The organism is Sphingomonas xinjiangensis, assembly GCF_014199255.1.
In the GTDB taxonomy this organism is placed as follows: Bacteria; Pseudomonadota; Alphaproteobacteria; order Sphingomonadales; family Sphingomonadaceae; genus Sphingomonas; species Sphingomonas xinjiangensis.
The window spans coordinates 1-6,690 of record NZ_JACIJF010000046.1 but is presented as its reverse complement, the minus strand read 5'-3'; the positions used below and the strand labels follow the sequence as shown (position 1 = coordinate 6,690).

Annotated in this window: 6 protein-coding genes and 1 pseudogene; 3 read left to right on the top strand and 4 right to left on the bottom strand. The window is 59.1% G+C overall.

Annotated features, from left to right (window positions below; genetic code table 11):
• Positions 1 to 224: 224 nt before the first annotated feature.
• Together FHT02_RS20980 and FHT02_RS20975 are read right to left on the bottom strand one after the other, a co-directional pair.
• Positions 225 to 1,337, bottom strand: a complete 1,113-nt coding sequence (locus FHT02_RS20980; protein WP_221239627.1) for a sensor histidine kinase — start codon at positions 1,335 to 1,337, stop codon at positions 225 to 227.
• A gap of 163 nt (positions 1,338 to 1,500) precedes the next feature.
• Positions 1,501 to 1,851 carry a response regulator gene (locus FHT02_RS20975; RefSeq protein WP_184092140.1) on the bottom strand — a complete coding sequence of 117 codons (351 nt, stop codon included), beginning with the start codon at positions 1,849 to 1,851 and terminating at the stop codon, positions 1,501 to 1,503.
• A gap of 489 nt (positions 1,852 to 2,340) precedes the next feature.
• Here FHT02_RS20975 and FHT02_RS20970 point away from each other — a divergent pair, with 489 nt between their 5' ends.
• Positions 2,341 to 3,063: a Crp/Fnr family transcriptional regulator gene (locus FHT02_RS20970; protein WP_221239626.1), complete on the top strand. Its 723-nt coding sequence runs from the start codon at positions 2,341 to 2,343 to the stop codon at positions 3,061 to 3,063.
• Positions 3,064 to 3,514: 451 nt separating this feature from the next.
• On the opposite strand, the gene FHT02_RS20965 is transcribed toward FHT02_RS20970, so the two are convergent.
• Complete coding sequence (locus tag FHT02_RS20965) at positions 3,515 to 4,192, bottom strand: nitroreductase family protein (RefSeq protein ID WP_184092138.1); 678 nt, start codon at positions 4,190 to 4,192, stop codon at positions 3,515 to 3,517.
• Positions 4,193 to 4,291: 99 nt separating this feature from the next.
• Between FHT02_RS20965 and FHT02_RS20960 the strand changes: the two genes are divergently transcribed.
• Together FHT02_RS20960 and FHT02_RS20955 are read left to right on the top strand one after the other, a co-directional pair.
• On the top strand, positions 4,292 to 4,735 hold the full coding sequence (locus FHT02_RS20960) for a MarR family winged helix-turn-helix transcriptional regulator (protein ID WP_184092136.1): 444 nt from the start codon (positions 4,292 to 4,294) through the stop codon (positions 4,733 to 4,735).
• 715 nt (positions 4,736 to 5,450) lie between these two features.
• Positions 5,451 to 6,023 (top strand): annotated as a pseudogene (locus tag FHT02_RS20955) (recombinase family protein).
• A 71-nt stretch (positions 6,024 to 6,094) separates the two neighbouring features.
• Here the strand turns inward: FHT02_RS20955 and FHT02_RS20950 are convergent.
• Positions 6,095 to 6,454: a hypothetical protein gene (locus tag FHT02_RS20950; protein WP_184092134.1), complete on the bottom strand. Its 360-nt coding sequence runs from the start codon at positions 6,452 to 6,454 to the stop codon at positions 6,095 to 6,097.
• Between the last annotated feature and the right edge of the window lie 236 nt (positions 6,455 to 6,690).

Below are 6,690 nucleotides of genomic sequence, written 5' to 3'. Positions count from 1 at the left end.
CTAGGCTGCACTAGAGGCCGGACAGATGGCAGCATCCGACTACATGCCTCACCCTCCAATTACCGCTTGCGTCTTTGCGGGCGTCCACAGATGGAAAGCGGCCGGCCCGCTTTCGGGGGACGATCGGCCAAAGCGGACCTTTATTCATGTGGCGGCGTAAATACCTTCAACACCTTGCGACGAGTGAGATCACATCAGCTGCAACGTCTTGGCTAAGAGTGTGGTCAGTATTGAAATTCTAGGCACAGGGCAGTGCCGTTATCTGATGTCCACTCCAGCTTTGCGCCAATTTGGCGGGACAAACCTGTGATCAGCGCCATTCCTGTTCCCGTGCCAGGGCGGGATGCGCTTTTCTCGGTGGGCAAACCTTTTCCGTTGTCGCCTATTCTAACCCAGAGACGATCCTCGCGTTGGCGAGCATCGATCCTGAGGCAGCCGCTTTCATCTTTGAATGCGTGTTTGAGGCTATTGGTGGCAAACTCGTTGAGAATGAGCCCCAGCGGTATGGCAGTGTCGGTCGAGACGTCTACGTCATCGATGCAGGTATCCAGCTGAACTGGCGTCTCCCGATGCAATGCAAGCACGCCTTCAATAAGTTGAGTGACGTAGGTGCGGAGCGGCAACCGATCGGTTCCTTTTGCCGCATATACCAGTTCGTGGACGAGCCTAAGTGCTTCGATCCGCTCGGCGACGACGCGTAGTTCGTCCCGCACCTCGTCCGACTGGACCTTCCTCAATCGCATGTGGAGAAGGCCGGTGATCGCGCCGATGTTGTTCTTGACGCGATGCTGCAGCTCGCGAAGCAGCGTCTCGTTGCGGGCTTCTGCCCGGCCAAGCGCGTGGATCTTGTCAAGCCGGTCGATCACTGGCCCGAGAATTGTGGAATAGGTGCGCAGGAACTCGATTGTTTGCTCGTCGGGCTGCCAGGTCGTGCGGCTGTCGACCTGCAGCAGGCCATATGGTTTGCCACCGGGGAGGAAGATGGGAACATTGACGGCACCACATACTCCGGCGTTCACCATGAACGCGGGAAAATCGAACCTATCCTCTTGGCCGATATTGGGCGTGACGATTGGGGTGCCCTGTTCCACCGAATAGGTTTCGGATGATCGCTCCCCCATTGGTAGACGAACATGGCCAACTACGCCCGTCTCCCACCCCACGCCAGCGCGAACGAACAGCGTACGTTCCGCGCTTTCGATTTCTATGACTTTAGCGAGATCGGTGCCGAGCGCCTCTCCGACTAAGCGGCATGCCTCGGTCAGCACCTCATCCAGATCGTTGCTCCTGAGCGCGAACTCGCCGAAGTCTGCCAGGATGCGCTGCTGGACCCTCATCTGATCTTGATCAGGCAACGGTCATTTCCCCCCTCGAGCCAGACAACGTCTTAGCCTAGCGGGGACCACAGAAGTAAGAAATCTCATAAATACGAGGACGTTCGCACCGTCGCCGCTCCCGTGAGGTAAGTCGATCGTCCCTCTTAGGTGCCTTTGCTGAGCATCAAACGGGAGCCAGTCGTCTAAACGCGCCCAAGAGTCGCGCAGGATCAACCGGTTTACGCAGAATTACGTTCGGCGGTTCGCACGGCTGGCAAGAATCCGGTACTCCCGAGATGAATATCACGGGAATCTTTCCTAGGGCGGAGAAGATGGCCTGCACAGCGCGAGGGCCGGTACCGGCAAGCAACTTCACGTCGGAAAAGATGATGTCGGGCCTCCGCTCCTGCGCGGCCCGAACGGCGTCGGCCTCCGTAGAGGCCGTCGCGATCGACGTGGCACCAGCCTCCTCGGCGAGGTAGATCAGATACTCGGCGATCAGCCATTCGTCTTCGATGATCAGCACATGGCACATAGCTAAAGCACCAATTGGGGTGATGTTGGCTCGTCGCCACCGTCAACTTGCAACGACGCAGCGATCACAGATAGCAGCGCATGAGACCTCCAAAGCGGTGCCCCCTCTCCATCCGCCGCCTCAGCTTGATCAAACTGCACGCTTATAGCTCGCTCCGTGATCTCTACGGCCTGACCGACGCTCAGCGTCGAGTTCTCGCAAAGGCCGTGAATGAGGCTCTCGACCAGAAGTAAGGCAGCATGGCCGTGAGGGTCTGATGAGGAGAGCGTCGGTCCACGCTTTGCGGGGTCATTGTCGTTGGTGGGCATTGGAGCACCTCTAGTACAGGCGGGAGCACGCTATCGCTCTCAGCCGCCGACGCCTGATGAAGCCCGTCAACGATACTCGGCTTGTACATCAGGTCGCTGAGCACATCCACAACACACAACAACACCAAACAATAACATACGGCAATTATGCAATGCGCGTGAATGGGTGTAGAACCACGCTATGGCAAACCCGTTCGTGCAAAAATTGAGCGGGTTGGCTGAACTGACGGCTTCAGATGCCGCGGCGGTTGAACTCGCCACCGCCCAACCCCGAAATTATGTCGCACGGCAGGATCTGATCCGCGAAGGCGACGAGCCTGGGCCGATGTTCGTCGTGCTGGAGGGATGGGTCTGCCGCTACAAAGTCCTGCCGAGTGGCACTCGGCAGATCATGGCGTTCCTCATGCCCGGCGATGCCTGCGATCTGCACATCAAGCTGCTGGAGCAAATGGACCACAGCATTCAGGCCATCACCACCGCGACTGTTGCGACGGTCACACGCGACCAGATGCAGACGATGATGCGCGACCACCCTAATGTTGCCAGCGCGATGTACACTGCGCAGCTCGTCGATGAGGGGATCATGCGTGCTTGGATCGTCAGCATGGGACGGCGTAGCGCACCCGAGCGCGTGGCACATCTTATCTGTGAGCTTTACCTCCGCGCCCGCAACATTGGGCTGACGGGGGAAGGGGAATTTGCTCTCCCGCTCTCGCAGTCCGTCCTTGCCGACGCGTTGGGCATGACGGCGGTTCATATCAACCGCGTTTTAAAGGAGCTAAGGCTCGCAGGGGCGATGTCGGTGAAGCGCGGCAGCGTTACCATTCTTGACGCAACCAAGCTGGTCCAGATCGCAGGTTTTGACGAGAACTACTTGCACCGTCGGCTACGGCGGGCGGCCTGAACCATAGTCGAACGACCAGGTGCACTGCCGCCCGTGGTGCACCACGTCCAGCGACGAGGTTGCCGCAAAGTGGCGACTTACGAGAGATGCGTTGGAACCAGGAATTCTGCGACCATCTCGCCTGAACAGACGGCAGGTTTCAGCGGGCATTCGGCGACGGCTGGCAATCTTAACTGGGGCGTTAGCTGCCGCTCGCCCTGAAGATGAAGCAATGTCCGCTTCCAGGCAACGCTGCAGTGATGCCGAACGACCGACTCTGGGCGGAAGCGGACTGGCCGCTTTCAGGGTCCGCTTTGCTCATCGCGAACGGCTGAGATTGGTGGAAAACGTCCCGTCCGCTTTCGGGCAGCGATTGGCGTAAGCGGAGCTCCGTTCACGCCCAGCTTGAAGCCAATCCTCGCCAATCAGGCGGTCACGGTGGGTTCGCGCCCGACCCACCGTGATCTACTTCTTACTGGTGGAAGGTCAAGCTCTCTTCGATCGGCGCCTTGCAGATCCGGTACGCGTTCGCTGCATGCGCCTCGTCGGGGTAGCCAAAGGATACACCGAATAGCATCTTGAGCGATGGATCGACTCCGAGAACCTTGCGGATCGTGTCGGCATAGAAGCCGAGCATCGTCTGCGGAATGCCGCCCAAACCATGTGCGGTCAGCGATAGCAGGAACGTTTGCCCATACATGCCGATGTCGCCCGCCACGCGAACGTTGTCACCGAAGGAGGGCATAAAAAGAAGGGCAACGTGCGGCGCGCCGAAGAAGCTGAGGTTGAGCCGTGCAGCTGTCCGGCGATCCTCAATGGCTTCCCGCCTGACGCCAATCGCCTCGTAATAGGCAGCGCCCTGGCTGCGTGCGCGCTCGCTGTACGGACCGTGAAAATCGCTGAGTGCGAAGCTGAAATCGGGCGTATTGTGCCCCGCGTCGTCATCCGCAAGGATCGCCTGGCTCAGCTCGTCCCGCTTGGCACCGGAGACAATGTGCATCTGCCAAGGTTGAGTGTTGCAGTTAGAGGGGGCGAGTTGCGCGTCTTCCAGCACGGCGCGGAGTACCTCGTCGGGCACGGGGGTGGGCAAGAAGCTCCGCACGGAATGGCGTTCTCGCAGGACGTCATGAAACAGCTTAGGTTCGAGCACTTGGGTTAACTCCGTTCTTGAACCGGCGGGAACAAACCTTCCAACCAGTGCGATGCATATTATCTAGCGTGCTAGATATCGATGCGCTAGAGGCCAATTATGAACGATCGTCCTTCGAACACCCGCGGCGAGGTAGACAAGCAGCTCTCGTTCGCCCTGTACGGGGCTGCCACTCGCATGGCCCGGATGCACAAACCCTTCCTGGAGCCGCTTGGGCTGACTTTCCCTCAGTATCTGGCGATGCTTGAGCTGCTCGACGGCGCTCCTCTATCAGTGGGCGCACTAGGCGCCGGGCTAGGTATGGATACCGGCACGATCACGCCCATGGTCAAACGACTCCAGGCTTCCGGCCTCGTGACACGGACGCGCGATACGGCCGACGAACGGCGCGTGCTGGTTGACCTCACCCCCGAAGGGCGGGCGCTGGATGCCGACATCCGGGGCGTCGCGGGCAAGATCACCTCAGCTTGCCGGCTTACCGACGCGGACGCCGACGAGCTGCGCCGCGCGCTTGAGACCCTCGCCGGCGGTGCTACCGGCTGACCCTCACAGAAACACAGGGAAGAACAGCGGACGTCTGCTTACGGGGCCTGCTCGAGCCGAGCTGAATGGCCGGCATTGGGCGGAAGCCGACGGTGTGCTTTTCGGGTTAGCGCTTCCGATCGCCTGCATGACCCGATCAGAGGCCGCCGTTGCGCTGAAACAAGGAAATAGTCATTGTTCCAAGGCGCCAAGTGACGTTGGGGGATGCGCTTGCTGAAACGGTGTCTGCTAGCTGTCGCAGTGCTCCTCTCGCTAGGCGTGTTCGTGCTCATCTTCTCCCCGAGCGCGCCACGGGCAACTGCTCTACAGCGATGCCTACGCGACTACGGGAGCAGGGGGCCAGATGCTGTCGCCGCCTGCACTTCACGACTAACAGCCGAGCAGTTTGCGGAGACTGATGAGGAACGGCGGCGCCGCACTCGATAGAACAGGTTGAGGGCCGCATCTGCGGGACGCGCTCATGCCCGGATTACAAAGCAGGCACCAAGGTCTGCGGAATGCGGTCGCGACTGCAGCTTGCCAATTAGGATCCGCAAAATGGGAAGGTAAAAAAAACGGAGGTTTGTTTGCCTTTCGTCATGCGAATCTGCTCGCATTGCAAATCTGCCGATTTCTGAGTAAATCAACCCGGTAAAACAAACTAAGGCAGAATATATCGCGCTATGACGGCTTTCTTTCCAAAAAGCGCCCTTTCGCTAGTTAGCCAGCGTCGCGCATGAAAATTGGTTACGCACGCGTCTCGACGGCAGAACAAAATCTGGACCTTCAATGAGACGCGCTGAACGCGGCGGGTTGCGACAAGGTGATCACCGACAAGGCTTCGGGGGCGACCGTGCCCAGACCTGGATTACAGAAAGTGAAGGAGCAGCTCCGCGCTGGCGACACGCTGGTGGTGTGGCGCCTTGACCGGCTTGGTCGCTCCCTGCGCGATCTGATCGGGTGGATGACCTATCTTGAACAGGAGAAGATTGGGCTGCTCAGCCTTCATGAGGCAATCGACACGAACACTACATCGGGGAAGCTCACCTTCCACCTGTTTGGCGCTTTGGCAGAATTTGAGCGCAATCTTATCCGAGAGCGCACCCAGGCTGGCCTAGCTGCTGCCAGGTCGCGGGGTAAGAAGGGCGGTCGGCCGAATGCACTTAGCAAGGATAAGCGCGACCTAGCGGTGAAGCTCTACAACGAGGCTGACATGCCGATTGCAACGATCTGCACGATGCTCGGCATATCCAAGCCGACCCTCTACGCCTACGTACGAGCGGCCGACGCCGAGGAAGGCGCTGCCTAGCAGCGCGATAACGAACGCACGTCCGCTATCGAGACTTCGCATTCGCCGGCATCATGGCGATGATTGGGTGGTTAGCTGCCGTTCAGGGAAATCACGTCGATGAGCGTGATCGAGATTATGACGACAGATAATGCGAACAGCGCCCAGAATGTAGGTCGCATCCAAGACGGCATGGAGCGAAATCGGCGCAGTGCCGTCAAAGAGATGATGCCCAAAACAACAAAGGTCGGTCCGAGATAGATTATCTTAATCGAGTTGTCGGCGTTACGTGGAAAAGCGCCGATGGCCCCCATTAGCGTCACCAATACAGAACTGGACATAGCGAAACCGACCAGGCTGCCCGAAAGCTGCTGCCTGACCCAAGGGCCTAAGCCGCCAGCATCCGCAATGCGCTCTTGCTCTTCCTGAAATAGCTTCACGCTCTCATCCATTGGGTAAGCATGACCAAGGGGGCGAACGTCCGCAAGTGGCGACATCGCAATCAATCGCCAACGGCAGCAGTTGGGCGATTGTGTTGAATAAGTCGGGGTCGGCCGCGGGCAAGCGCGCGGTTTGAAACGGAGTCATGCGCACGCGGCGCCTTAGACGGGGGCCATCCGGGCCGGCATCGGGATCAGCTTGGCCATCTTGCGGAGGTTCTGGGCGGTAGCGGCGAGGAGGAACTCGT

Bases quoted from the DNA above. Each gene is read 5' to 3' on its own strand.
- FHT02_RS20980 (WP_221239627.1), bottom strand. From the start codon at position 1,337: ATGAGGGTCCAGCAGCGCATCCTGGCAGACTTCGGCGAGTTCGCGCTC.
- FHT02_RS20975 (WP_184092140.1), bottom strand. From the start codon at position 1,851: ATGTGCCATGTGCTGATCATCGAAGACGAATGGCTGATCGCCGAGTAT.
- FHT02_RS20970 (WP_221239626.1), top strand. From the start codon at position 2,341: ATGGCAAACCCGTTCGTGCAAAAATTGAGCGGGTTGGCTGAACTGACG.
- FHT02_RS20960 (WP_184092136.1), top strand. From the start codon at position 4,292: ATGAACGATCGTCCTTCGAACACCCGCGGCGAGGTAGACAAGCAGCTC.
- FHT02_RS20950 (WP_184092134.1), bottom strand. From the start codon at position 6,454: ATGGATGAGAGCGTGAAGCTATTTCAGGAAGAGCAAGAGCGCATTGCG.